This is a genomic window from Desulfovermiculus halophilus DSM 18834 (assembly GCF_000620765.1).
Lineage (GTDB): Bacteria > Desulfobacterota > Desulfovibrionia > Desulfovibrionales > Desulfothermaceae > Desulfovermiculus > Desulfovermiculus halophilus.
In genome coordinates, this window is sequence record NZ_JIAK01000014.1 from 21,252 (window position 1) to 44,892 (window position 23,641).

The 23,641-nt window shown below is 58.5% G+C and carries 23 protein-coding genes; 9 read left to right on the forward strand and 14 right to left on the reverse strand.

The window, feature by feature from the left end:
• Positions 1–31: 31 nt before the first annotated feature.
• From N902_RS0108085 to N902_RS0108110, 6 genes are all read right to left on the reverse strand, one after another.
• Positions 32–682: a histidinol-phosphatase gene (locus N902_RS0108085; protein ID WP_027370526.1), complete on the reverse strand. Its 651-nt coding sequence runs from the start codon at positions 680–682 to the stop codon at positions 32–34.
• The gene (locus N902_RS17050) at positions 663–1,784 is read right to left on the reverse strand and encodes a M20 family metallopeptidase (RefSeq protein WP_051564443.1); all 1,122 of its coding nucleotides are present in this window, start codon (positions 1,782–1,784) and stop codon (positions 663–665) included. The genes N902_RS0108085 and N902_RS17050 overlap by 20 nt, the downstream gene beginning before the upstream one ends.
• 133 nt (positions 1,785–1,917) lie before the next feature.
• Positions 1,918–2,244 carry a LolA-like protein gene (locus N902_RS0108095; RefSeq protein ID WP_027370527.1) on the reverse strand — a complete coding sequence of 109 codons (327 nt, stop codon included), beginning with the start codon at positions 2,242–2,244 and terminating at the stop codon, positions 1,918–1,920.
• Between the two features lie 36 nt (positions 2,245–2,280).
• Positions 2,281–2,991, reverse strand: coding sequence for a CDP-alcohol phosphatidyltransferase family protein (locus tag N902_RS0108100; RefSeq protein WP_034622287.1), 711 nt, complete (start codon positions 2,989–2,991; stop codon positions 2,281–2,283).
• A 52-nt stretch (positions 2,992–3,043) separates the two neighbouring features.
• Complete coding sequence (locus N902_RS0108105) at positions 3,044–3,625, reverse strand: DedA family protein (protein ID WP_027370529.1); 582 nt, start codon at positions 3,623–3,625, stop codon at positions 3,044–3,046.
• Positions 3,626–3,646: 21 nt separating this feature from the next.
• Positions 3,647–3,835 carry a hypothetical protein gene (locus N902_RS0108110; protein WP_034622290.1) on the reverse strand — a complete coding sequence of 63 codons (189 nt, stop codon included), beginning with the start codon at positions 3,833–3,835 and terminating at the stop codon, positions 3,647–3,649.
• A gap of 186 nt (positions 3,836–4,021) precedes the next feature.
• On the opposite strand from N902_RS0108110, the gene N902_RS0108115 reads away from it, so the two are divergent.
• From N902_RS0108115 to tsoX, 5 genes are all read left to right on the forward strand, one after another.
• Positions 4,022–4,216, forward strand: coding sequence for a hypothetical protein (locus N902_RS0108115; protein WP_027370531.1), 195 nt, complete (start codon positions 4,022–4,024; stop codon positions 4,214–4,216).
• A 232-nt stretch (positions 4,217–4,448) separates the two neighbouring features.
• Positions 4,449–5,387, forward strand: a complete 939-nt coding sequence (locus N902_RS0108120; RefSeq protein WP_027370532.1) for a ketopantoate reductase family protein — start codon at positions 4,449–4,451, stop codon at positions 5,385–5,387.
• Complete coding sequence (gene panB, locus N902_RS0108125) at positions 5,384–6,241, forward strand: 3-methyl-2-oxobutanoate hydroxymethyltransferase (RefSeq protein ID WP_027370533.1); 858 nt, start codon at positions 5,384–5,386, stop codon at positions 6,239–6,241. The genes N902_RS0108120 and panB overlap by 4 nt, the downstream gene beginning before the upstream one ends.
• Positions 6,242–6,781: 540 nt before the next feature.
• Positions 6,782–7,435, forward strand: a complete 654-nt coding sequence (locus tag N902_RS0108130; protein WP_027370534.1) for a DUF1638 domain-containing protein — start codon at positions 6,782–6,784, stop codon at positions 7,433–7,435.
• A gap of 62 nt (positions 7,436–7,497) precedes the next feature.
• On the forward strand, positions 7,498–7,776 hold the full coding sequence (tsoX, locus tag N902_RS0108135) for an HSGNPxU motif (seleno)protein TsoX (protein ID WP_337662328.1): 279 nt from the start codon (positions 7,498–7,500) through the stop codon (positions 7,774–7,776).
• Positions 7,777–8,159: 383 nt separating this feature from the next.
• Here the strand turns inward: tsoX and N902_RS17055 are convergent, their stop codons facing one another.
• The 5 genes from N902_RS17055 to N902_RS19920 all read right to left on the reverse strand — a co-directional run bounded on the left by N902_RS17055 (position 8,160) and on the right by N902_RS19920 (position 13,184).
• Complete coding sequence (locus tag N902_RS17055; RefSeq protein WP_051564446.1) at positions 8,160–8,579, reverse strand: PaaI family thioesterase; 420 nt, start codon at positions 8,577–8,579, stop codon at positions 8,160–8,162.
• A gap of 59 nt (positions 8,580–8,638) precedes the next feature.
• Entirely contained in the window at positions 8,639–10,282 is a 1,644-nt protein-coding gene (locus N902_RS0108145; protein ID WP_027370536.1) for an AMP-binding protein, read from the reverse strand.
• A 77-nt stretch (positions 10,283–10,359) separates the two neighbouring features.
• On the reverse strand, positions 10,360–10,929 hold the full coding sequence (locus tag N902_RS0108150) for a helix-turn-helix domain-containing protein (protein ID WP_027370537.1): 570 nt from the start codon (positions 10,927–10,929) through the stop codon (positions 10,360–10,362).
• 123 nt (positions 10,930–11,052) lie between these two features.
• Positions 11,053–12,102, reverse strand: coding sequence for a PP2C family protein-serine/threonine phosphatase (locus N902_RS0108155; RefSeq protein WP_027370538.1), 1,050 nt, complete (start codon positions 12,100–12,102; stop codon positions 11,053–11,055).
• A complete protein-coding gene (locus N902_RS19920) occupies positions 12,093–13,184 on the reverse strand; it encodes a PDC sensor domain-containing protein (protein WP_027370539.1) in 1,092 nt (363 codons plus the stop codon). Before N902_RS19920 ends, N902_RS0108155 begins: the two co-directional genes overlap by 10 nt.
• A gap of 135 nt (positions 13,185–13,319) precedes the next feature.
• Between N902_RS19920 and N902_RS17060 the strand changes: the two genes are divergently transcribed.
• Genes N902_RS17060 through N902_RS0108180 form a run of 4 tightly spaced genes read left to right on the forward strand, consistent with a single transcriptional unit; the run spans position 13,320 to position 17,660 of the window.
• On the forward strand, positions 13,320–14,630 hold the full coding sequence (locus N902_RS17060) for an alkaline phosphatase family protein (RefSeq protein WP_034622295.1): 1,311 nt from the start codon (positions 13,320–13,322) through the stop codon (positions 14,628–14,630).
• Between the two features lie 15 nt (positions 14,631–14,645).
• Positions 14,646–15,146, forward strand: a complete 501-nt coding sequence (mntA, locus tag N902_RS19165; RefSeq protein WP_084288050.1) for a type VII toxin-antitoxin system MntA family adenylyltransferase antitoxin — start codon at positions 14,646–14,648, stop codon at positions 15,144–15,146.
• Positions 15,052–15,477, forward strand: a complete 426-nt coding sequence (gene hepT, locus N902_RS0108175) for a type VII toxin-antitoxin system HepT family RNase toxin (protein ID WP_027370540.1) — start codon at positions 15,052–15,054, stop codon at positions 15,475–15,477. The genes mntA and hepT overlap by 95 nt, the downstream gene beginning before the upstream one ends.
• 59 nt (positions 15,478–15,536) lie before the next feature.
• Positions 15,537–17,660 carry an ATP-dependent helicase gene (locus N902_RS0108180; protein ID WP_027370541.1) on the forward strand — a complete coding sequence of 708 codons (2,124 nt, stop codon included), beginning with the start codon at positions 15,537–15,539 and terminating at the stop codon, positions 17,658–17,660.
• A gap of 486 nt (positions 17,661–18,146) precedes the next feature.
• Here N902_RS0108180 and malQ read toward each other — a convergent pair whose 3' ends face one another.
• The 3 genes from malQ to glgB form a co-directional block, all read right to left on the reverse strand.
• Complete coding sequence (gene malQ / locus N902_RS0108185; RefSeq protein ID WP_027370542.1) at positions 18,147–19,643, reverse strand: 4-alpha-glucanotransferase; 1,497 nt, start codon at positions 19,641–19,643, stop codon at positions 18,147–18,149.
• Between the two features lie 145 nt (positions 19,644–19,788).
• Positions 19,789–21,657 (reverse strand): malto-oligosyltrehalose trehalohydrolase, encoded by a 1,869-nt coding sequence (gene treZ / locus N902_RS0108190; protein WP_153304169.1) that lies wholly within the window; start codon positions 21,655–21,657, stop codon positions 19,789–19,791.
• Between the two features lie 17 nt (positions 21,658–21,674).
• Positions 21,675–23,615 carry a 1,4-alpha-glucan branching protein GlgB gene (gene glgB, locus N902_RS0108195; RefSeq protein ID WP_034622298.1) on the reverse strand — a complete coding sequence of 647 codons (1,941 nt, stop codon included), beginning with the start codon at positions 23,613–23,615 and terminating at the stop codon, positions 21,675–21,677.
• Positions 23,616–23,641 lie beyond the last annotated feature (26 nt).

Genomic DNA, 23,641 nt, shown 5'->3' on the forward strand with positions numbered 1-23,641 from the left:
TGGATTGTCACGCAAAACGCGTGACAATGATCTACCGCAGACTGATCACCGGCCATCCCCGGGAAGCGGCCTCGGCATGCAGAGTGCTGTCCGGATCCACTGCTACCGGGTTGTGGACCAGTTCCAAGAGGGGCAGGTCGGTATGGGAGTCGGAATAGAAGAAGCTGCCGTCCAGGGAGTGTCCAGTCGACCGCAGCCAGTCGTTGAGCTTGAGGACCTTGTTCGGGCCAAAGCAGGGTATTCCCTTGATTCTGCCGGTCAGGCGGCCGCCTTCTGTCTCCAGGTCAGTGGCCAGCAGATGCTCGACTCCCAGGAGGCGGGCGATAGGTTCGGTGATCAGCCGGGTTGTGGAGGTGATGATGACCAGGATATGGCCCCAACCGCGGTGCTCGGCCAGAAGGGACTCAGCTTTGGGCAGGCGCATGGGCTGTATGCTGTCCCGGATGAACTCCCGGCGCAGCTCGTTCAGTTCGCTCAGGTCAAAGCTGAGCAGAGGCTGAACCATGAACTCTATGTATTCGCGGACGTCCAGATTCCCAGCTAGATACTCCCGGTAGAAGCGGTCGTTTCCTTCCTTATATGCGCGGTCCACAATGCCTTTGCGGGCCAGAAACTCCCCCCAGGCGTGATCCGAGTCCCCGTTCAGCAGGGTGCTGTCCAGATCAAATACGGCCAGGGTCATGGATCCGCTCTTCCTTGGTCTGTTCATTGCGGGTCAGATGCCCCAGGAACTCGTCCAGCACCGCGTACATCTCGTGCACGCTGCTGATGACCACATGTTCGTTTTCCGAGTGCTGGCTCATTTCGCCTTCCGCACCCCAGACGATCCCGGGAATATTGTGCTCTGAGAGGTGCCGTGCATCGCTGGCCCCATGCTCGAATCCGAATTGGAGCTCAGGACGGAGCTCCCGGAGCATGGTGATATACGGCGAATCTCCGCTGTGAAACAGTGGCTCGTTCATCTCGATTTCCAGGGTGCCCCGAACCGCCTGCCGGATGGATGCAATCAGCTCATCCGGATCGTCGTTTTCGGTATACCGGATATCGAAGACCCCTTCAGCCGTCTCCGGAACCTGGTTGTGCGAGGTCCCGGCCCGAAGGGTGCCGAAGTTCAAGGTCCGGTGCCAGTGGTCATCGGTCTGCTGACTGAAAAAGCTCCGGATGGTCTGATAATCGTCGATCAGTGCATCGATGGCGTTGATCCCCAGCCAGGGTCTGGCCCCGTGGGCGGTTTTCCCCCTGGAGGTGAGCTTGAGCTTGATTACCCCCTTTTCCTTGACCACGACCTTGTCCGGACTTCCCCCGTCCAGGGCAATGCAGAAATCAGTTGTACAATGCTGCAGGGCGTGCTTGGCGCCGTTGCATCCCCCGGCCTCCTCATCACCGGTAATCAGGAGGCCAAAGGGCAGGGAGTCTTGGTCCAGACCTTTTTGGCGGGCCTGCTCCAGGTGAGAGATGTACAAAATGACCGACAAGGCCACTGCGTACTTGTCGTCAATGCTTCCCCGGCCGAAGAGCCTGCCGTTTTCCTCATAGGGGAAAAAGAGCTCGTCCGGCCCGTTCACGACGTCGATGTGGGTCATCAAGGTAACCGGGACGTTTCCGGAATGAGGGGCAACCAGAAGGGAAGGGACATAGTTGTGGTCTATGCGCTGGAAATAGACCTGATGTTCGGCCAGGTGCTCCTGAATGAAGTCCATGCATCTGTGGATCTCTTCCGGGTGGGCGTGCATGCTTTTAAAGCGGATGAGTTCCTTGGTCAATGATATGACGTCGTCGGTCATTGCTCATTGTCCTCCACAAAGAGTTTGAGAAACCGGCGGCAGCTGTCCAGGAATGCACTGCAGCCGGGGAGCGGGGCGTATGACGGTTTTCGTCCCCAGACCACATACGACATAAGGATTGAGAAATGTTCCATCATAGGCGATGGGAAGTCAAGCATGGCTGGGCTGTAAACCGCATGTCCTGCCCCTTTTTCAAGGTCCCGTTGCCTTTGTCCTTGGCCGGTTCCAGGATGCGGATCAGGCTTTGGGAACGGCCCTGGGTCCAGGTCTGCATGCGCATTGTCCGTTCCCAGTCCGGACGGTGGATTGTCATGGCCACCTCTCCCCTGGATGCCTGTCCCCGAAGCTGATTCCAGGTCTCTTCGATGAGTTCCTGGGCTGAGAGGGCGTGCAGAGGGCGCGGCAGGAGAAGGATGGAGAGGAGAGAGCAGCAGAGGAGGAAAAGGGCTGTTCTGCACATGCACACCTCATAGCCCCACGTTGTCTCTGTGTGGGGCTACGTGGAATATCCCCGGCTGTTGAGCCAAAAGCGGCGGTGGTACATGACGGATACCACAATATAATATACCGGGTAGCTCAAGGAAATCAAGGTCAATTCCTTGATCCAGTCAGCGTGCATAAAGATACAGATAATTCCGTAGATAACCCCGTATAGTCCGGTGAGGGGCAGGGAGATGTTTTTCAGCCATTTGGTCTTGGAGGGGTAGATGTAGTGGATGGGTACGAAAACAAAGATGGACAGGGCAGCAAGGAGAACGATGACCAGCCAGTATGAGGGAGAGAGGACATAGAGGTAGAGGAAAACAACGTTCCAATAAGAGGGGAAGCCGACAAAGGACTCGTCGGTCTTGGCGTTGTCCTGACTGAACCCATAAGCGCTGGCCAGCAGGGGAAGAACGGCCACCCACTCCCAGGAAGGGGGTAGGACGTCGAATACCACTAGGGCGACGCAGGGCAGAAAGGCATAGGTGATGAAATCGATCAGATCGTCCAGGCGCCGGCCGTCGAAATGGGGCAGGATCTCCTTGACTCCCACATAGCGGGCCAAAAGCCCGTCTGTGGAGTCAATGACAATGGTCATCCACAATGAGATGAAAAAGAGTTTCACATCCGATGTGATCAGGGCCAAAGCGGCGGTGAAGGCGAATACAAGCCCCAGGCTGGTATAGACATGGACGGCCGAGGCAATGATTTTTTTTGTTTCCATCAAGTGAACTCCGTCAAAAAAAGTGTACGCACAACGCGCCCTTTGCGTTCAATCACGGGATGAGATGCAGATATTTGCCCACCATCTTCCGCCGCAGGGCGACAAGCCCCCAGACCAGAAGGCCGGCCCCGGTCAATCCGCCTATGATCCACAGTTCCCAGTTTCGAACACTCTGCAGGACCCAGTCCAAAGCATGGCCGAACACGTACCCCAGGCTGGTCAAAAGAAAGACCCAGAGGCTGACACCGATGAGATTCAGGATCAAAAATCGAATTGGGGTGATCCCGCACAGGCCGATGGTAAAAGGGGTAATGCTCCGAAAACCATAAACAAATCGGAAAAAAACCGCCAGCCAGAGGTGGTTTCTGTGCACAAGGCCGGTGATCTTTCTGCTTTTTGCTTGCAGCTTGGGCCACTTGTTCAGGGCCTTGCACCCCTGAAAGCGGCCGAGAAAGAAAAAGAACTGGTCGCAGGCCAGGGTGGTCAGAAAGGCGATGCCGACAACCCATCCCAGGGCGAAATATCCTTCCTTGGCCAAGATCCCGCCGAAGATCAAGGCCGCTTCTCCCTCGATCACTGTCCCTATAGACAATGCCGGATAGCCGAACTGAGTAAGCAAATCCTCAAAGGCCATAGCTCACATCCCAGCAAGGAATCATTCCCGGCTCTTCTGCTGTTCCATAAACTCCTGATGAACCTGCTGGACTTCGGAGGAGAACTCTTCCTGGGTCAGCAGTCCCTTGCGGATCAGGATCCGCATCAGGGCCTCATTGCCGATCATATTGGAATAGGCGATATTCTGCCAGGAGCTGGACTCATTCTGTTCTGTCTTGTCGGTGCTCATTGCAATCTCCTTCTGGGATATCGTTTCGCCGCGTCGGGAGCAAACTTTTGTAGCACCACGGGCAGTCTGCAATCAAGCATTGAAGTGGCGGATTTTATCTTGCGCCCGGACACGAGTTGTGCAATGATATAAAACTGGTAAGGAATCAAGGATATTAAATATGTTCAGGATTTGCAGGTGAGCCCTATGGATATGAATTGGCAGAGTCCGGAATATGTACTGCCCCCTGAAGGCGAGGTGGTTGTCTGTCAGGCCCTGGAACGCAACGGCCTGGTCAAGGGAGTGTACTCCCGCGGAATGTGGCTGGACATGAACCGGCTGCCCATTGACGTCGTCAAATGGAGAGAGATCCATCCTGAGCATGAGCCCGGGACGGAGTAGCTATGGGAGTTCACTGCTTGTCCGTCGGCTTCGAGGAGGGAGGCGGCAAACTCTCGTGAATATCAGGATCCGATTGGGTAACCACTCCCAGTCGGTATCGGTATAGAAATCGTGCCCGCTTCGGGCATGTGGGTCCATTGGAATGCCTTGACCTGGATGCGGGCCGGGTCTAGGTTTTTCCTGCGGATGACGAAAACGAACCGATCAATTGATTATTATTGAGAAAGATCAGATGCGTATTTTTCTTCTGGGAGCCGGGGCCATGGGGTCCCTGTTCGGGGCCCGTCTGCGGAGCATTGGGTTGCGTCCGGTTCTCTATGGTCTGGATACCATCAATCTGCAGACCATAGCCGAGCGCGGACTGAAGGTGGACGAGCTGGATGGGACCCAGAGTGTTTGGGACCTGGATGTTTGTCTATCCCTGGAGGAGGAAGTCACCCAGCCGGATGTGGTCGTAGTGGTGGTCAAGGCATACGCCACCGGGCCGGCGGTAGCCTCCATACTCCCCTTGTGCCATGACCAGACCGTGTTTGTAACTGTCCAGAACGGGATGGGGAACTGGGATCAGATTGCTGCCCATGTGCCCCCGGAGCGGATCGTGGCCGGAGTGACTGCCCAGGGAGCCACCCGGACAGGGCCGGGGCACATCCGGCATGGGGGGAACGGTCCCACGGTTTTTGGATCTATCGGGGGCGAGCCGTCCCCGGTTCTGCATGATCTTGTCCGCATCTTTCACCGGGCGGGCATGGACTGTGAAGCCACTGATCGGGTCATGGACCATATCTGGGCCAAGCTCCTGGTCAATGTGGGCATCAATGCTGTTACCGCCCTGGCCGGAGTAGCCAACGGCTGGATTGCCCAATGCGCTCCGGCCCGGGATGTGGCCCAGGAGGCAGTCAAAGAAGCTATGGAGGTGGCCAGGGCTCGTGGTGCCCAGCCCGCAGTGGATACTGTGGACCGGGTGATGGGGGTTGCCCAGGCCACGGCGGTGAATCATTCGTCAATGCTTCAGGATGTGCGGGGCAAAAATCGCACTGAAGTCGAGGCCATCAACGGCATAATCTGCCGGTGGGGGCGGGAAGCTGATATCCCCACTCCGGTGAACAGGGTCCTGACCGATCTGATTCAGGTCCTGGAATATAAGAATCAGTCCAGAGGAGAAAGAGGATGAGCCGATTAAGCACCCTGGATATCATCCAGGCCAAAGGGCAGCGCAAGCTGAGCATGCTTACTGCCTATGACTATCCCACAGCCAAGATTGTGGATGAATGTGAACTGGATATGATCCTGGTTGGGGATTCTCTGGCCATGGTCGTTCTGGGTCATGAGGACACCCTGTCCGTGGACATTCCGGAGATGATCCACCATACCAAGCCAGTGGTCCGGGGTGCCAAACGGAGCATGGTGGTCAGCGACATGCCCTTTATGTCCTACCAGGTCAGTGTGCAGCAGGCGGTGGACAACGCCGGGCGGCTGATCAAGGAGGGCGGGGCCCAGGCAGTCAAGCTGGAAGGCGGAGCATCGGTCCTTCCTCAGGTTCAGGCCATTGTTCGAGCCGGGATTCCGGTCCAGGGCCATCTGGGACTTACCCCCCAGAGCGCAGGCCAATTGGGCGGGTTCAAAGTCCAGGGCAAGTCAGCCCGGGCCGCAAGGCAGCTGATGGATGATGCCCAGGCCTTGGCCCAGGCCGGATGCTTCAGCCTGGTCCTGGAAGCGGTGCCTGCACCTTTGGCCGAGCGGGTCAGTCAGGCAATCCCCATACCGACCATCGGGATCGGGGCCGGGGCTGGATGCGACGGCCAGGTCCTGGTTCTGCAGGACTTGGTTGGGCTTTTTGATCGCTTCCTGCCCAAGTTTGTGCGGCAGTACGCCAGACTGGGCCAGGAAATGAGCAGAGCGGTGGCAAGCTATAAGCAGGATGTGGAAACCGGGACCTTCCCTGGATCAGAGCACAGCTTCGGCATGAAGCAGGAGGAGCTGGAGGCCCTGGATCAGATTCTGAAGGGGGATGGAAGGGAGAAGTGACCCGCTCACTTCTTGCTGTGGAAAACAGGTGTGAAGGACGAGCGTGAACAATCGTTAAGCTCGCAATATGTTCCTGCTTAAGTGGCTTTCATAAGAAAACAAGATTCTCAGCTTGTTGGCGGACACATCAAGGGGAAGGGGACCAATGTGTATGTCCGGCATGGTCTATGCTTGAAATCATACAGGTGATCTCTTTCCAGGACTGAGCTTCTGGTCTCGGAGGAGGGAGATTATATCTGGTTTTTCGACGTAGCCTGTGGATTTTTGGAGTTTGCCATCTCTTCTGTGAGCCCACTTTCGGCCCGGTATTTTCTAATTCCCGCCAAAGGGGGATCCCTGCCCCCTCCAGGCACTCACATGATGGTCATTGCCTTCAGATGGACTGAGCATATCATGCATGTGAGTGCCTGGTGGCGGGACCAAGAAAATGTGCGGGCCTGCCGCTCACGGCACACAGAAGAGACGGCAAACTCTTATGTAGGCGATTCCACTTTCTGTGTCGAAGAGCCTTATATCTTTGGTTTCACGCAAGGAGGAAATATGTCCGGAGTTTCGTTTCGGGATATGGCCATTGTTGCTTGCGGCACAGTGAGCCTAGAACTCAACCACCTCAGGCACGAGGGTTTTTTGGATACAGAGGATGTATTCTACACCACGCCGGGACTGCATGAGAATGTCAAGGAGCTTGAGCGGCAGCTGGTATCCCGAATCCAGAAGGCCAAGCAGGTAGTAGACAAGGTCATTGTCGTTTATGGGGGCAAGTTCTGCTACGTCAATCCGGCACAGCCTACCCGGACCATGCAGACCATTGTCGAGGAACAGGGGCCGAACGTGGCCCGGATCAACGCAACCCACTGCATGGACATGGTGGCTAGTGAAGCGGAACGGGAGCAGATCGCCCAGGAGGTGGCCGGAGGGGAAAAGGTCTGGTGGATGACCCCGGGGTGGATCAAGTTCCGGCATCAGGTGTTCAAGGGCTGGGACAAGGGCCTGGCCAATGAGAACTTCCCCCGGCATACCGGTGGTGCCGTGGTCCTGGATTCCATAGGCTATGTAGAACAATACATGGCTGAAAATCCTGAAGATTTTTTAGAGTACTCCGACTGGATGGGCATTCCCATCCAGCCCTACCCGGTAACTCTGGACCGGTTCAAGACCCTGCTCACTGAACAGGCGGAAAAGTTGAGCGCGTAGCAGGTTGTTCTTCCCCGCGTGTCTGCGGCGTAACAGGCAAGCGGGGTGTGGAAAATGTGATTATGGTCCGTATCACTATCTACCACAAAACGGCATTCGCCTGACCCGGCTGTGACAAGGCCATAGGCGTGGCCGAAGATGTGGCTGAGAAACTGGGGCCGGAGGTCCAGCTCCGGATCGTGTCCACAGACTCGGAAGAGGCTCGATCCCAGGGGATCAAGAGCGCGATAGCCTTGTTTGTCGACGGCAGGAAAGTGCCGATCAAAGAGGTCCTGAATCGGACGGGGTTTGAAGGCATGGTACGCAGGAGACTGGAATCGCGTGCCCATGGCGACGACTGAACAAGGGAATGCGCTGATCTTTGGTCAGGTGATTTCTCATCTTATTGATGAGAGCAAAAAGTTGTATACTTTTTGCGCGCTGCACTCAGCTGCGCGGGAAATAAATTCCCGCTCGCTTCATGCGCGAGTTCCGCCATAGGCGGAACTACTAATGGGAGCACAATGTAAAGAACATTTCGCACCCATTAGTATCAGCGAAGATCATCTTTATCAGCGGTTAATGCTTCTTCCTCTTTTCAGTTTATCGAGCACCACGATCATAGATTGAAATCTCTATCAGAAGGTTACGAGCCCCCTCCTTGGCAAGGAGGGGGCTCCAGGGGTGGTTGCATAGTGACAGGATCCTCTGAATTCTTGCCAGTTCACAGTTCACGATTCACAGTTCACAGTTCACGATTCACAGATTCCTTCCTGTCCCTGGCCTGCTTGAACCTGGCCTCAAAGTGCAGGACGGCCCGCCCCTGATCGTCCTCCACATCCGCATGTCCGTAAAACTCGCGGCCTTCCCGGCTGGTGATCCTGGCCCTGGCTGTGACCTGCCCTTTACGAACAGGTGCGAGAAACCGGGTATGGGCCTCAATGGTCCCGAAATGGGTCCCTGGGGCCAGAAGGCTCTTGATAGCCATGGCCAGGGCGGTGTCGGCCAGGCTGACCATGGCCCCGCCGTGCATCAGGCCCGCTCCCTGGGCGAACTGGGGCAAGAAGGGCATGCTCAGGACGGCCTCTCCTTCGGATGCCTCATGGATCTGCATCTGAAGCAGGGACTCAAACGGGGCACAGGCGATCCAGTTCTCTTGATCCATATTCACAATAGATTTCCCGGCGTCTTGTTTTCTGCCATTATGATTCTGTCTCCGGGTGGCTACTGGAACATCTCAGCGGCCATCTCCCGAAGCTTAAACTTCTGCACCTTGCCCGAAGCGGTCATGTCGTATTCGCTGACAAAGGCGATGTGTTTAGGGATCTTGTACCGGGAGATCTTTCCCCGGCAGAAGTCCCGGACGTCTTCGGCCTGAATGTCGCAGTCACCTTTGAGGATGATGAAGGCCCCGACTTCTTCTCCGTATTTCTGGCTGGGCACGCCCACGACCTGCACGTCGTAGATTCCCTCCATGGTATACAGAAACTCCTCGATCTCCCGGGGATAGATGTTCTCCCCGCCCCGGATGATCATATCCTTGATTCTTCCGGTGATGCTCACATAGCCTTCCTCGTCCATGACCGCCAAGTCCCCGGTATGCAGCCAGCCCTCCCGGTCGATGGTCTCGGCCGTGGCCTGGGGGTTGTTGTAGTAGCCCTTCATCACATTGTAGCCCCGGCAACAGATCTCTCCCGGCTCTCCGGCCGAGACCTCCTCGCCGGTCTTGGGGTCAAAGATGGCCACCTCGATTCCGGGCATGGCCCGGCCGACGGTTTCCACCCGCTTTTCCAGGCTATCGTCGGCCCGGGTCTGGGTCATGACCGGAGAGCCCTCGGTCAGCCCATAGCAGATGGTGATGTCGGTCATATGCATGGTGTCTATGACCTGGCGCATGACCTTGATCGGACAGGGAGAACCGGCCATGATCCCGGTGCGCAAAGATCCGAGATCGAACTGGGAGAACAGGCTGTGATCCAAAAGGGCCATGAACATGGTCGGGACGCCGTAAAGGGCGGTGCATTTCTCAGCCTGGATCGAGGTCAGCACCAGCAGGGGATTGAATTCCTCCAGGATAACCAGGGTGCTGGCATGACTGACCGCCCCGAGCACTCCCATCACGCAGCCGAAGCAGTGAAAGAGGGGCACAGGCACGCAGATCCGATCCCGGGGAGTGAGCAGTTGATGTTCGCCGACCCAGAATCCGTTGTTCCCGATGTTCGAATGGGTGAGCATAACCCCTTTGGGGAAGCCGGTGGTTCCCGAGGTGTACTGCATGTTGACCACATCGTGGGGGTCAAGGCTTTTCTGCCGGGCCAGATAATCGGCATCGGATATCAGCCGGCCCAGGCCAAGCAGCTCGGGCAGGGAGTACATGCCCCGGTGTTTTTCCTGGCCCAGAAAAAAGACCCGCTTCAGGCAGGGGAACTCCGGGCTGGCCAGGTGTCCCCGTTGCTGAGTGCGCAGCTCCGGGACCAAAGAGTACACGGTCTGCACGTAGTCGGTATCCTTGAAGCCGTCGATGATGACCAGGTTTTCGGCCTCAGACTGCTGGAGCAGATAGGCCAGCTCGCTTTCCTTGTAGTAGGTGTTCACCGTGAGCAGAATGGCCCCGATCTTGGCGGTGGCAAACTGCAGCGCCACCCAATGCGGTACATTGGTAGACCATATGGCCACTTTCTCTCCCTTTCCTATTCCCAGGGCCATAAGGCCTTTGGCCAATTCGTCCACCAGGTCTCCAAACTCCCTGTAGGAGAGCCGGAAGTCCCGGTCCACATAGACCACCGCGTCATTGTCCGGATGCTCTGCTATGGCCTGGTCCAGCATTTGGCCCAGGGTAATCTCGCGTATAGGATTCTCTTGGTGCATACCTTCATTGTCCATAATAAAACCAGAATTCTTCACTGATCGCTGCCTCCTGCCTTCCGATTCCGGCTTCGGATTCCTCAGTTGGGCAGATACAAAACAGCGTAGATCTCGGCCGGCTCATCCCCGGCACAGGAGACGTGGTGGGGGATGATGGAGTTGTAGTAGATGCTGTCTCCGGGCTCCAGGATCGTGGTTTCTTCCCCGTAGACGATCTGCACCCGGCCGGAGACCACCACGATGAACTCCTCGCCTTCATGGGAAGAAAGATCCGTGTGCTTGGCCGATTCGGGGAGGATTTGAATGAAGAAAGGCTCCATATGCCGGTCATTCTTGCCTTTTCCCAAAGAGTAAAAGCGCAGGGAGACAGGATGGTCCTTGTCCCGGATCATGTGCAGCTCTTCTTCCCGCTCCTGCAGGCGGACAATCAGTGGATCCTGGCTGACCTTGTCGTCCATGAAGGTGCCCAAGCGCAGTCCCAAAGCCCTGGAGATCTTGAGCAGGGGGCCGAGGCTGGGGTAGACGTCGTCTTCTTCCAGGGAAGAGAGAAAGGCAACGCTCAGGTCGGTTCTGGAGGCCAGCTCTTCCAGGCTGAGCTCCCGGGCCTGACGGAGCTTCTTGACTCTGGTGCCGATGGGGGTGTCGCTCATTGATGCGTGCTCCTGCCGTGTATAGTCGTTGATCCAAGCAAGGGCAGGACAATACTGAGATTGGACCCAAAATGCAACGTTATCGGGTTGGGGATGATCAGCGTGACTCCTCTATGACCGGTTTTACCCGGTGGCCTTGATGACCATCAGGGTGATATCGTCATTGGGTGCCTCCCCCTGCCGAAAGTGTTCAAGCTCCTGCAGAAAGGTCCGGCAGATTCCATCCGCATCCACCTCCGCCAATTCCAGCAGCAGGGAATCGACCCGCTCTGTGCCGAACATCTCTCCGTCGGGATTTGTGCATTCCCAAACCCCGTCGCTGCAGGCCAAGAGGATATCGCCCGGATCAAAAACAATGGGCTCCGCGGCCTCGAATGTGCTGTGCTCCATGACCCCAAGGGGGATTCCCGAACTGTCCAGATGGTGGATCTCACCGGAGCTGCGATACAGGAACAAGGGGGCATGGCCGGCTGAAATCCATTCCAGGGTGGCCTGTTCACAGTCCAAGACCCCATAGAACATGGTCATGAAGTAGGTATCTTCCGTGTCCCGGCACAGGGAGCTGTTCAGCTCGGAGAACAGGCTGTTCAGGTCGCTTCCGTGCCGCATGGCCAGGGCGTGGAGCATGGCCCGGGCCGTGGCCATGACCAGGGCTGTGCCCACCCCGTGCCCGGAGACGTCGCCCAGGGCCAGGGCGGGATGATGAAGACTGTCTTGGCCCAAGAAGATGAAATCGTAGTAATCCCCGCCTGTTTCCTGGCAGTACTGACTCATCCCGGTCAGGTCGAAGCCGGGGCATGGAGGGGCTTGGTCCGGAAGCAGGCGCTGCTGAATGATCCTGGCCAGCTCCAGAGACTGCTTCATCTCTTCTCGTTCCTGAAGCCTCGGTCCCAGGCAGTTGAAGACGTCTCCCAGCTCGTTCAGCTCCCGGCAGTAGTTGGTTTGCACCTTGGTCTCGAAATCACCGTCGGATAGGCGGTTGGCGGCGACAGCCAGCTCCTGGACCGATTCGGTCAATTTGCGGGAGCGAACTACGGCCAGGCCGATGGCCAGCAGGACGGCCAGAACGGTCAGGACGGCGGCGATGGACAGGCCGAGATTCATCTGATGGGTTATGTGCTCTTCAGCGGTCAAGGCCTGGGCTATGACCTCTCTGTATGGAACTACAGCCACGGGGAAGGTTCGTTGTCTGTCCGGCTTCCATAGGCCCACAGGGCTTCTTGGCCCTGATAGGGCATCCTGTGGATCCCGGAACGTCCGGCCCGGATATCCTCCAGCAGAGCATTCAGGTGTTCTGCCGGAAGGTCCAGGAACTTCTGCTCCACCGGGATCCGCCAATCGCGATTGACGTCCTCTTTCCGGTTCCGGAGCAGGATCTCCAGTTGCCGGTTCGGCGCCCGCCGCCGGCCCGGGCGATAGGCAACCACCATGCAGTCCATGCTTTGGGACCATTGGTCCGGGATGTTCCAGTCGGCGAAGAACTGGCGGTAGTCGATATCCAGGGCGGTGACCCCGGCCACGCTGCCGTCCCTGGAGTGGATGGGCATGGCCATGGTCAGGATCATGCTTCCGGTGCTCACATCAGTCATGATCTGCTCGATCTGACCGCCATGATCCAGGGCCAGCATGTACCACAGGCGTTCTCTTGGATCGTAGCTCGAGGGATAGGCGCCTTTCCCCGGGTAGCTGACATGCATGCCGGACTCCAGGGCGGTGTACTGCCACAGGAAGAGCTCCGGCTGAATGTTGTGCAGGGTGCGGTACACGTCCGGCATGGTGCTCAGGCGACGAACCTGGTCCTGGACCTGCTCTTTGTCCACTCCGGGCGCAAGATAGATGGTCTGCTGAGTGAAGGAGACCGGAATCGGGTGGGCCTTGCCCCGGCTGTCAGTCTGCCTGTACTTGTCTGTGGTGGTCAGGTCCCCGGGCTGCTCCTGGGGTGATGTATAGTCCTCGGCGTAGTACACAGGAGGGGGAGAGGAAGGCGGATCGGCCCTCAGGCGGCTTGTGACCGCCTGGGCCTGGATGTGCAGGGCCATCTCGGCCAGGGAACGATCCCGGTGCAGGATATGGGCATAATCGGCGGTCAGGGTCTGCAGCAGGCTCCGGGCGCTTTCTTCCATCCGTTCCCGGGCATCTTCGGCGATCTTGTCCCCGAAGTAGTTTACGGAGATTTGTTGGGCGGCAAAGCTTAGGCATAGGGGGACAAGGGCGACCGTCAGGAGCAGGAGTAGGAGCTTGGTCTGGAATTTCATGCCGGCTCTGGGGTTTGGACCCGAAAAATAGGAATTTTTCACGTTACACAGTCGTATAGCATGAACGCAGAGGGATGGAAAGGGAGGCCCTCTGTCCGCTGGTCAACCGGCATGGATACTGGTACAGTTGCTTTTATGGCACACATACAGCGTCCCAGGTGCGTCGTCCTCGGCCTGGACGGCCTGCCTTTTTCTCTGGCCCGGGAGCTGGGGGCTGGGGAAGAGTTCCCGAACCTGGCCCGCTTGAGCCGCACTCCAAAGGCCCAGGCTATCCGAGCCGAGCTGCCCGAGCTCTCCCCGGTGAACTGGACCTCGTTCTTTACTGCTTCCGGTCCGCAGGAGCACGGGATCTTCGGGTTCACTGCCATCGATCCGGTCTCCTACCAACTGCGCATCGCGGATTTTTCCCAAGTTCAGGCCCCGACCATCTTTAGCCGCTTGGGGGACAAAGGGCTGACCAGCAAGGTGATCAACCTGCCCAATACCTATCCAGCGATGACCCTGCGGGGGATGCTCATTTCCGGGTTCGTGGCCCCGGATCTGGAAAGGGCGGTCTACCCCCGGGTCCTGGCCGGGATGCTGGCCTCCAGGGGGTACAAGCTGGAAGCGGATACAGAGCGGGGACGGGCCGACTTCGGCTTCTTGCTCTCCGAGCTCCAGGCCACCCTGAATTCTAGACGCATGGCCCTGGACTTGCTTTGGCCGGATCTGGCCTGGGACTTGTTCGTCTTTGTCCTGACCGAGACGGACCGGTTGGGGCACTTCCTGTTCCCGGCCCTGGTCGACCCGGATGATCCCTGGCACGGTCCGGTCATGGAGCTCTTGCGCACCTGGGATCAGCTCATCGGCGAGATCCTGGACCGCTATCTGGCCCTGCCCGGTCCCAAGCGTCTTCTGGCCCTGGCAGATCACGGATTTACCACCCTGGAGACTGAGGTGGACGTAAATGTCTGGCTCATGAATATGGGCTGGCTCCGTCAGCAGCGCAGGCCACAGCACGAGCTGGACGCCTCCTGCATTGCGGAAAAGAGCGCTGCCCTGGCCCTGGATCCCGGGCGGGTATACATTCACGATCAGCAGCGCTTTGCCCGGGGACGGGTGCCTGGAACGCAGGTCAACTCCGTGCGGGAGGAGATCCGGGCCGGGCTTTTGGAGCTCACCTGGAAGGGCAGGCCGGTCATGGCCCAGGTTCATTACGGGGAGGAGCTCTACCCCGGCTGCAAGCTGGCCATGGTTCCGGACTTGGTCTGTACTCCTCACCCTGGCTTTGATCTCAAGGCCAAGTTCGACCGGACCGAGATCTTCGGCTTCTTCGGCCGTCGGGGGATGCATACTGCCGATGATGTGTTCTGCTATGACTGCCAGGGAACGCAGATTGAGCATGTCCGGGATGTGGGGCGGGAGGTCCTGGATTTCTTTCAAGGAGCCTCAAAAATCATGGTCTGAACCTGGATTGAGGGTATGAATAGAGTGGAAGATAAAGACATTCAGCTTTACGAGTTCCTCCAGGAAAATTATTCGGACATAGTCCTGGCCTATCTCTTTGGCTCACGGGTCGCGGGCCACATCAGTCCGCAGAGCGATTACGATTTTGCAATTCTTCTGGACCGGGATGCAGACAAGGCAGTGGTGCGCTCATCTCTGGCTTCAGATCTGGCCGGGCTGCTGCACTCGTCCCGGATCGATGTGGTGATCCTAAACAACGCCCCGATTGATTTGTCTTTTGCAGTCATTTCTCAGGGTCAGATCCTGTATGAGCAAAGCGTGGAAGCCAGAGTGGATTTTGAGGCCAAGGTCATGGGAATGTATTTCGACTATTTACCTTTTTTGAAGAGGAGCAGGGATGACATCCTCAGGGAGGACCCCTATGCAGCAAGGGTTTTGCGGTATCGAAAAGCGTTTGGACGAACTCAGAGAACGCTTGGCCAGATTAGAACCGCTGAGTCACAAAAAACGGACTGATTTTGATAACGACCCTTATCTGCGGGATATTGTGGAACGTAATCTGGAAGTGGGTGCTCAGTGCTGCATAGATATCTGCCACCGAGTCATAGCTCTAGAAAAAGCCCAAAAGCCTGCTGACGCCCATGATGCCATACTTCGCATGGGGGAGTTGGGTATCGTGGACTCAGGGTTTGCCAAATGTCTGGCCCCGATTGCCGGATTTCGAAACATTCTGGTCCATGAATATTTGGGCTTGAACTGGGATGAGATATACTCCAATCTTCAGCGTTTGGAGGATCTTGAGCGCTTTGCAGAGGCTGTATCTGTTTGGATCAGGGAAAGCGAATAATCGAAGCACAAGGCATGCAGAACGAATAACCGATAACGAATAAACAAGGGTGAACACCCATGCAGCTCGATCTTGAAAACAATCTCAATCCGGCCCAGCTGGAGGCCGTGACTCATGCTCAGGGGCCGCTTCTGGTCATTGCCGGAGCGGGCAGCGGCAAGACCCGGACCGTGGTCTACCGTCTGGCCCATCTGGTGGGACAGGGCGAGCCTCCGGAATCAATCCTCCTGCTCACCTTCACCCGTAAGGCGGCCCAGGAGATGCTCAACCGGGCCAGCCACCTCCTGGGTCAGGGACTGCACGGGGTAAGCGGCGGGACCTTCCATTCTTATGCCTACTCCATGCTCCGCCGCTACGGTCAAGCCCTGGGGCTGCGCCCGGATCTGACCATTCTGGACCGGGGGGACGCCGAGGACATCCTGGCCCAGGTCAGGGAGGCGGAGGGCATCGCCAAGGGTGACCGTTCCTTTCCCAAGAAGGGAACGGTCATGTCCCTGATCAGCAAGAGCCGGAACAAGGAGCTGGATCTGGAGCACATCATCAGCAAGGACTCCAGCCATTTTTTGCCTTATGTCCAGGACTTGCGGACCATTTTACAGGGCTATGAGCAGTTCAAGCTGGACTACGGCCTTGTGGACTATGACGACCTCCTGTTTTTGTTCGAGCGTCTGCTCAAGGAGCGGACTGACCTGAGGGACTTTTTGGCCCAGCGCTCGAGCCATATCATGGTCGACGAGTATCAGGACACCAACCTGGTCCAGGGCCGGCTGGTCAAGCTTCTGGCCGGGGAGGAGGGAAACGTCATGGCCGTGGGGGATGACGCCCAGTCCATCTACTCTTTCCGCGGGGCCACGGTGAGCAATATCCTGGAGTTTTCCACCAGCTTCCCCCGAACCAAGGTGGTCAAGCTGGAGCAGAACTACCGCTCCACCCAGCCCATTCTTTCCCTGAGCAACCAGATCCTGGCCGGGGCCAAGGAGAAGTACGAAAAGCGCCTCTTCTCCCGGCACGAGGAAGGGGGGTTGCCCCAGCTCCTGCGGCCTTTGAGCGACCAGTCTCAGGCCGCGGTGGTCATGAACACCATCATGGATCTCAGTCGACGCTACGATCTGGGGGATATCGCGGTTCTGTTCCGGGCCGGGTTCCAGTCCTATCCCCTGGAGCTGGCCCTGGCCAAGAGCGGGTTGGACTTTCAGAAGTTCGGGGGCATGCGCTTTACCGAGGCCGCGCACATCAAGGACGTGGTGGCCCATCTGCGCCTGGGGGCCAATCCCACCGACCTGCCGGCCTGGCAGCGGGCCATGAGCCTGGTCTCCGGAGTGGGTCCCAAGACCTGCCGGCGGCTCTACGATTACCTGGTGGATCAGAACTTTCAGGCTTTGAACAAGGCATGCGGCTCCAAGCCCGGGCTGCAGGAAGCCCTGGACATGGTCAACTGGCTGCGCGAGCACCGCTCGGACCCGCCCCAGGACATTGTGGACAAGATCCGCGAGTACTACGGTCCCAAGCTCAAGGAGCGCTTTCCGGACGACTATCCCAAGCGGGAGAACGGTCTGGAGCAGCTGTCCCAGATCGCCTCCGGGTATTCGGATCTGGAGCTCTTCCTTTCCGATCTGAGCCTGGAGAATCCGGAGCAGCTGGGCCGCAGGCAGGTCAAGGAGAATGTGTTGACCTTGTCCACGGTGCACTCGGCCAAAGGGCTGGAGTGGAGCGCGGTGATCGTCCTCGATCTGGTCGAGGACCGTTTTCCGTCCAAGCACGCGCTTATGGACATGGAGGGCATGGAGGAGGAGCGGCGCCTGTTCTATGTGGCCTGCACCCGGGCCAAGGAGTACCTGGGTCTGTCCATGCCCGAGTCCCTGTTCAACCGCTTTCAGGGCCGGAGTGAACCGGCCCGGCCCAGCCCGTTCGTCCAGGAGTTCACTGCCGGATCCTACGAGGAGCTGCGGGAGAACTACACCGGGGGGATGATTCCTCCCGGAGACAAGAAACAGAGGCAGGAGCAGACACAACCGCAGGAGTCCGGTGAGCCCCAGCCTGTCTCCGGCCATTGCCGGCACAAGGTCTTCGGCCAGGGCAAGGTCTTAAGCTTCATCCCGCCCAATAAATATAAGGTCAACTTCCCAGGATTCGGCCTGAAGGTCATCATCGGAGACTACCTGCAGTTCGAGGAAGCTGGGTAGGGGGACAGAGAACAGAGGTCAGAGATCAGAGGACAGAGGTCGGAAGACAGAAGACAGGGGACAGAGATCAGAAGTCAGAGATCAGAGGTCAGAGGTCAGAGATCAGAGGACAGAGGTCGGAAGACAGAAGACAGGGGACAGAGATCAGAAGTCAGAGATCAGAGGTCAGAGATCAGAGATCAGAGGTCCGAGGTCAGAAGGCAGAAGACAGAGATCAGAAGACAGAGATCAGAAGAAAGAAGACAGAGGTCGGCCTCAGGTCTAAATCCGGCGGATCGGGTGTAGGGGCGAATAATCATTCGCCCTCTTTGGGCTGAGCAGTGGACAGAGGTCGGAGGACAGAGGTCAGAGGACAGGGGACAGAGGTCAGAGGACAGAAGTAGGATGCCGGAAATCGGGAGACCGTTACCCATCTCGCGTCAAGCGCAAAATGGGTAATTCAGGTTGGGGGAGGAATGGGTCGGGCGGTAAAGGCACACACCTCTTCTATGTCCGCCCGTAGGCGGCGGCCATGTCTGCCAGGGCATCGGCCAGGTCCGGGCTCAGTTCCTCGGGCCGGGCCCGCCAGGCCCAGTTGGCCTGGGTGGTGCTGGGCAGGTTCATTCTGCTGTCCGCGTTCAGTCCCAAGAGATCCTGAAGGGGGAAAACGGCCTTGTCAGCCACTGAGCCCATGGCCAGGCGGACCAGCTCCCAGGGGACCTGGCGGTCCGGAAGCTCCCGGCCCAGATAGCGGTACAGGCGCTGCCTGGTCTGCTGGTCGGTCTCGTTCTGCAGCCAGCCCAGAACCGTGTTCGTGTCGTGGGTTCCGGTGTAGGCCACGCAGTTCCGCTCATAGGTGTGCGGCAGGAAGGGGTGCAGGGGATTGTCCTCGTAAAAGGCGAAGACCAAGACCTTCATGCCCGGAAAGTTGAACAGGTGCATGACCTCCCGGACATCCGGGGTGATCTCCCCCAGGTCCTCGGCAATGATGGGCAGGCAGGGAAAGCGGGTGAGCAGGGTGCGGAAGAAACGGATGGCCGGGGCCTCGGTCCACCAGCCGTTGACCGCGGTTTCTTCTGCGTAGGGGACCTCCCAGTAGCCGACAAATCCCCGAAAGTGATCGATGCGCACGATGTCGTAGAGGGAAAAGGTGTGCTGCAGGCGCTGGATCCACCAGGCAAAGCCGGTGTCTTCCATCCGCTCCCAGTCATAGACCGGGTTGCCCCACAGCTGCCCGGTGGAGCTGAAGTAGTCCGGCGGAACCCCGGCCACGGTGACCGGAGTACCCTGCTCGTCGAGCTTGAACTGCTCCGGCTGGGCCCAGACCTCGGCGCTGTCAAAGCTGACGTAAATGGGCAGATCGCCGATGATTTGGATTCCCTTGTGATTCGTGTATTTTTTTAGCCCGGCCCATTGACGGAAAAAAAGGAACTGTCCGAACTTGATCCTCTCTATCTCCACCCCCCGCTCCCGGGCCAGATCGTCCAGGGCCTGAGCATCCCGGTCCCGAAGCTCCCGGGGCCACTGATTCCAGCAGTCCCGTCCGCAGGCCTCCTTGGCCACGCAGAATAAAGCGAAGTCATCCAGCCAGTTTTTCTCCCGGAGACAGAAGCGGTGAAACTCGTCCTGGAGGCCGGGATAGGCCGGCAGGGCGGCATGGGCCATGTGCACAAGGTTCTGCTTGCTCTCTTCCGCGGCAGTGTAATCCACCGTGGACGGGTCGGCGGGGGCTTGGGGCAGATCGGTCAAGGAGATGAGTCCATCCTCGGCCAGGAGTTCCGGACTGATCAGCAGGGTATTTCCGGCAAAGGCGGAGATGCTGCTGTACGGGGAATGGCCGTTGATTCCGGATGTGGGGGTCAGGGGCAGGATCTGCCAGAAGGCCTGACCGGCCCGGTGCATGAAGTCCACGGCCCGGTAGGCGCCGGGTCCCAGGTCGCCGATTCCGAAAGGGGAGGGCAAGGAGGTAATGTGCAGGATGAGTCCGCTGCCGCGTCGGTTCATGGTGTCTCCATTCCAATGTTCAGGGTTCAGCTTTGCCTCAGGCAAACCTGAAATTGACATGTTGTATCTTCATGCTGCCATTATTTTGTGCAATCATGCAAAGGGGATTTATGGGCACAATCAAAGAGTGATCTTTTTTGCTCTCTCAGCCGCCGGCATACAGCACAAAACTCCAGGGCATGAGGGAAATCTGGGTTGTATGCCCTAATACTGCCGGGGCCAGGCCGCCGGGACCGGCCCATTCTTCCCGGCTGGAGTCCAAAAGCAGGTTCCGAGCCCCCCTTGGAACTCTGGCGGTCCAGGTCTGCTTTCGGCCGGAGAAATTGCCGATGAACAGGATATCCTGTCCCCGATACCAGCGAAGGACGGTGAGCACGGTGTCATCGTTCCAGGTGTCGGCCTGGACCCGGTCCTTGTCCAGGACCCGCAGCGGGGGAAGGGTGCGACGGAGGCGAAAGAGCTCTTGGTAAAGGGCCAGCATTTGGGCATGTTGGCCTGTAGAACATAGGTCCCAATTGAGCTTTGAGTCCAAGAATGTTTTTTCATCCTGAGGATCCGGGGGCGTGCCTGCCCACTGAAAGTCCTTGAATTCTTCGGCCCGTCCGCGGCGCACGGCCTCCACCAGGTCCGGATCGGAATGGTGGACGAAATACAGGAAGGGAGCAGGCTCCGCGTACTCCTGGCCCATGAACAGCATGGGCACGAACGGGGAGCAGAGCATGCACCCGGCGGCCAGCTTCAGGGCCTCGAAGTCCACCAGCCGGCTGAGGCGCTCGCCCAGCATGCGGTTGCCCACCTGGTCGTGGGTCTGGGAGTAGATGACGAACTGCTCTCCCCGGCACTCGCTGTTTGGGGTTCCGTGTCTCCGCTTGCGGAAGTTGGAGTACTGCCAGGTGTAGACATAGCCGTTCTCCATGCTTTTCTGCAAATCCTGCAGGCGGCCGAAATCCTGATAATATCCCTGATCCTCGCCGGTGAGCACGGCGTGCAGACTGTGGTGGAAATCGTCCGTCCACTGGGCCTGGTGGCCGAAGCCTCCCTGGGACCTGGGCCGCAGGACCTTGGCGTCGTTTAAGTCGCTCTCGGCAATGATGGAGATCGGCTTGCCCAGGTTCTGGCCCATGGCCTCCATTTCCTTGCTCAGCTCCTGCAGAAACGGATGTGGGCTCTGGTCCATTATGGCGTGTATCGCATCCAGGCGCAGGCCGTCGATATGGAAGTGTTCCGCCCAGTACAGGGCGTTGTCCAGGAAAAAGCGGCGGACCGGTTCGGAATAGGCCTGATCGAAGTTGATCGCCTCCCCCCAGGGAGTGGCGTAGGCCGAGGTAAAGTAGGGACCGAAGTCGCGTAGATAATTGCCTTCCGGGCCCAGGTGGTTGTAGACGACATCCAGGATCACGGCCAGACCCGAACGGTGGCAGGCGTTGACCAGCTCCTTCAAGCCCTGGCATCCGCCGTAGGCCTGGCTGACGGCATAGGGAAAGACCCCGTCGTAGCCCCAGTTCCGTTCCCCCGGGCACTGGGCCACGGGCATCAGGGACAGGGCGGTGATCCCCAGCTTTTTGAGCTGGTCCAGCCGGGGGATGATTGCTTGGCAGGTCCCCTCCGGAGTGAAGGTCCCGATGTGCAGCTCGTAGAGGACGAGCTCGGAGTGAAAAATCCCGGTCCAATCCCGGTCCTCCCAGGCAAAGGCCCGGTGATCAACAACCCGGGAGGGACCGTGCACGCCCTGGGGCTGGGAGTTGGAGGCCGGGTCCGGCCGTTCCAGTTCCCGGTCCAGGCGGTAGCGATACAGGCTTCCCGGGGGAACCCCGGAGATCACGGCCTGCCAATATCCCTGACCGGCAGGCTGCAGGGGCACGATGCGGTCCTGCTCCGGGTCCAGGATTGTGACCTCCATATGCTCCCGAAACGGGGCCCAGACCGTGAACCTGCACCTTGAGTCTCCCAGATAATGCGCACCGCAGATCATGGATATTTCCCTGGGTAGAGGGTTGCTCGGGGGACTGATCATCCGCCCTTTTCATCTTTTCACCACGTATGAGCTGATTCGCCGGACGAGGTCCGGTGCTTGAGCACGACCATGGCCAGGGGGGGCAGGGTCAGGCTAAGGGAATGGCTGCGGCCGTGGGCGGCAATCGGCTCTGATTCCACCAAGCCGAGGTTGCCCATCCCGCTGCCTCCATATTCCAGGGCGTCGCTGTTGGCTATTTCATCCCAGGTTCCGGCCCTGGTCACGCCGAGCCTGTAGTCCTCTCTGGGCACCGGGGTGAAGTTGCAGACCACCAGGAGCTGCTCGTTGTGTTCCCGGTCCATGCGCAGGTAGCTGATCACCGAGTTCTCCCAGTCCGAAAAATCCGCCCATTCGAAGCCGGCGGACTCCAGCTCCGCTGAATGCAGGCCAGGCTCCCGGCGGTAGAGATGGTTCAGGTCCCGCATCCAGGTTCGCAGGGCAGAGTGGGATTCGTGCTCCAAAAGCTCCCAGTGCAGGGGCTCTTCATGATACCACTCCTGCCGCTGACCGAACTCTCCGCCCATGAAGACCAGCTTCTTGCCGGGAAAAGTGTACATGTAGCCGAACAACAGGCGCAGGTTGGCGAACTGCTGCCACTGGTCGCCGGGCATCTTGCCCAGCAGGGAGCCCTTGCCGTAGACCACCTCGTCGTGGGACAGGGGCAGGAGAAAGTTCTCGGTAAAGGCGTACCACAGGGCGAAGGTCAGCTTGTTCTGGTGATAGCGGCGGTAGATGGGGTCCTGGGCCATATACTCCAGGGAGTCGTGCATCCAACCCATGTTCCATTTCAGGCCGAACCCCAGCCCCCCGGCATAGGGCGGACGGGTGACCATTGGCCAGGAGGTCGATTCCTCGGCGATGATCTGGATATCCGGAAAATTGGTGTACAGCTCCTGGTTCAGGGTGCGGATGAAATCGATGGCCGGCAGGTTCTCCCGCCCGCCGTACTTGTTGGGGATCCATTCCCCGTCTTCTCGGCCATAGTCCAAATAGAGCATGGAGGCCACGGCATCCACCCGCAGCCCGTCCACATGGAAGGTTTCCAACCAGTACAGGGCGCTGGAGATGAGAAAGGAGCGGACTTCGTTTCGGCTGTAGTTGAAAATGCAGCTTTTCCATTCCGGATGAAAGCCCTGTCTGGGGTCGGCGTGTTCAAAGAGATGGGTGCCGTCGAAGTAGGCCAGTCCATTCCCGTCATTGGGGAAATGGGAAGGGACCCAGTCCAGGATGACCCCGATGTCCAGGCTGTGCAGATGGTCGATCAGGGCCATGAAGTCCTCGGGCGTGCCGTATCTGGAGCTGGGAGCGAAAAACCCCAGGCATTGGTAGCCCCAGGAGCCGTAGAAGGGATGCTCCATGAGCGGGAGGAACTCCACGTGAGTGAAGCCCATTTCCCGGACATAGCGGCCCAGGCTTTCGGCCACCTCCTGATAGGAAAGGAACTCCCCGTCCGGGCGCCTGGCCCAGGACCCGAGATGGACCTCGTAGATGGACATGGGGGCGTCAAGGGCATTGTGTTTGCTTCGCTTGTCCATCCAGGCCTGATCCTGCCAGGTGTACCTGGGGGACCAGACCCTGGTTCCGGTCTGGGGCGGGACCTCCCAGAGCCGGGCGAAGGGGTCGGCCTTGTCCATCCGGTATTCGCTCATGGCCGAGATGATGTGGTATTTATACACCGTTCCGGCCTCCACTCTGGGCAGAAAGCCTTCCCAGATCCCTGAGCCGTCCGGGCGGCAGGCCAGGGGATGGCTGGAGGTGTCCCAGGCGTTGAAGTCCCCGATGACCGAGACCGCCTCCGCATTCGGGGCCCAGACCGCGAAGTAGGTCCCCGGCATCCCTTCCCGGTGCATGGGGTGGGATCCCAGCTTGTCAAACAGGCGGTAGTGGCTGCCTTTCTTGAACAGGTAGATGTCCAGCTCGGAAAAGCGGCTGATATCGGTATACACAGTCTCGGTCATGGGGACCTCGCTTGGTGAATGGGTTG

What these genes read in the sequence shown, in the direction of transcription:
- N902_RS0108085 (WP_027370526.1), bottom strand. Translation starts at nt 682, where the DNA reads ATGACCCTGGCCGTATTTGATCTGGACAGCACCCTGCTGAACGGGGAC.
- N902_RS17050 (WP_051564443.1), bottom strand. Translation starts at nt 1,784, where the DNA reads ATGACCGACGACGTCATATCATTGACCAAGGAACTCATCCGCTTTAAA.
- N902_RS0108095 (WP_027370527.1), bottom strand. Translation starts at nt 2,244, where the DNA reads ATGTGCAGAACAGCCCTTTTCCTCCTCTGCTGCTCTCTCCTCTCCATC.
- N902_RS0108100 (WP_034622287.1), bottom strand. Translation starts at nt 2,991, where the DNA reads ATGGAAACAAAAAAAATCATTGCCTCGGCCGTCCATGTCTATACCAGC.
- N902_RS0108105 (WP_027370529.1), bottom strand. Translation starts at nt 3,625, where the DNA reads ATGGCCTTTGAGGATTTGCTTACTCAGTTCGGCTATCCGGCATTGTCT.
- N902_RS0108110 (WP_034622290.1), bottom strand. Translation starts at nt 3,835, where the DNA reads ATGAGCACCGACAAGACAGAACAGAATGAGTCCAGCTCCTGGCAGAAT.
- N902_RS0108115 (WP_027370531.1), top strand. Translation starts at nt 4,022, where the DNA reads ATGGATATGAATTGGCAGAGTCCGGAATATGTACTGCCCCCTGAAGGC.
- N902_RS0108120 (WP_027370532.1), top strand. Translation starts at nt 4,449, where the DNA reads ATGCGTATTTTTCTTCTGGGAGCCGGGGCCATGGGGTCCCTGTTCGGG.
- panB (WP_027370533.1), top strand. Translation starts at nt 5,384, where the DNA reads ATGAGCCGATTAAGCACCCTGGATATCATCCAGGCCAAAGGGCAGCGC.
- N902_RS0108130 (WP_027370534.1), top strand. Translation starts at nt 6,782, where the DNA reads ATGTCCGGAGTTTCGTTTCGGGATATGGCCATTGTTGCTTGCGGCACA.
- N902_RS17055 (WP_051564446.1), bottom strand. Translation starts at nt 8,579, where the DNA reads ATGGATCAAGAGAACTGGATCGCCTGTGCCCCGTTTGAGTCCCTGCTT.
- N902_RS0108145 (WP_027370536.1), bottom strand. Translation starts at nt 10,282, where the DNA reads ATGCACCAAGAGAATCCTATACGCGAGATTACCCTGGGCCAAATGCTG.
- N902_RS0108150 (WP_027370537.1), bottom strand. Translation starts at nt 10,929, where the DNA reads ATGAGCGACACCCCCATCGGCACCAGAGTCAAGAAGCTCCGTCAGGCC.
- N902_RS19920 (WP_027370539.1), bottom strand. Translation starts at nt 13,184, where the DNA reads ATGAAATTCCAGACCAAGCTCCTACTCCTGCTCCTGACGGTCGCCCTT.
- N902_RS17060 (WP_034622295.1), top strand. Translation starts at nt 13,320, where the DNA reads ATGGCACACATACAGCGTCCCAGGTGCGTCGTCCTCGGCCTGGACGGC.
- mntA (WP_084288050.1), top strand. Translation starts at nt 14,646, where the DNA reads ATGAATAGAGTGGAAGATAAAGACATTCAGCTTTACGAGTTCCTCCAG.
- hepT (WP_027370540.1), top strand. Translation starts at nt 15,052, where the DNA reads ATGCAGCAAGGGTTTTGCGGTATCGAAAAGCGTTTGGACGAACTCAGA.
- N902_RS0108180 (WP_027370541.1), top strand. Translation starts at nt 15,537, where the DNA reads ATGCAGCTCGATCTTGAAAACAATCTCAATCCGGCCCAGCTGGAGGCC.
- malQ (WP_027370542.1), bottom strand. Translation starts at nt 19,643, where the DNA reads ATGAACCGACGCGGCAGCGGACTCATCCTGCACATTACCTCCTTGCCC.
- treZ (WP_153304169.1), bottom strand. Translation starts at nt 21,657, where the DNA reads ATGATCAGTCCCCCGAGCAACCCTCTACCCAGGGAAATATCCATGATC.
- glgB (WP_034622298.1), bottom strand. Translation starts at nt 23,615, where the DNA reads ATGACCGAGACTGTGTATACCGATATCAGCCGCTTTTCCGAGCTGGAC.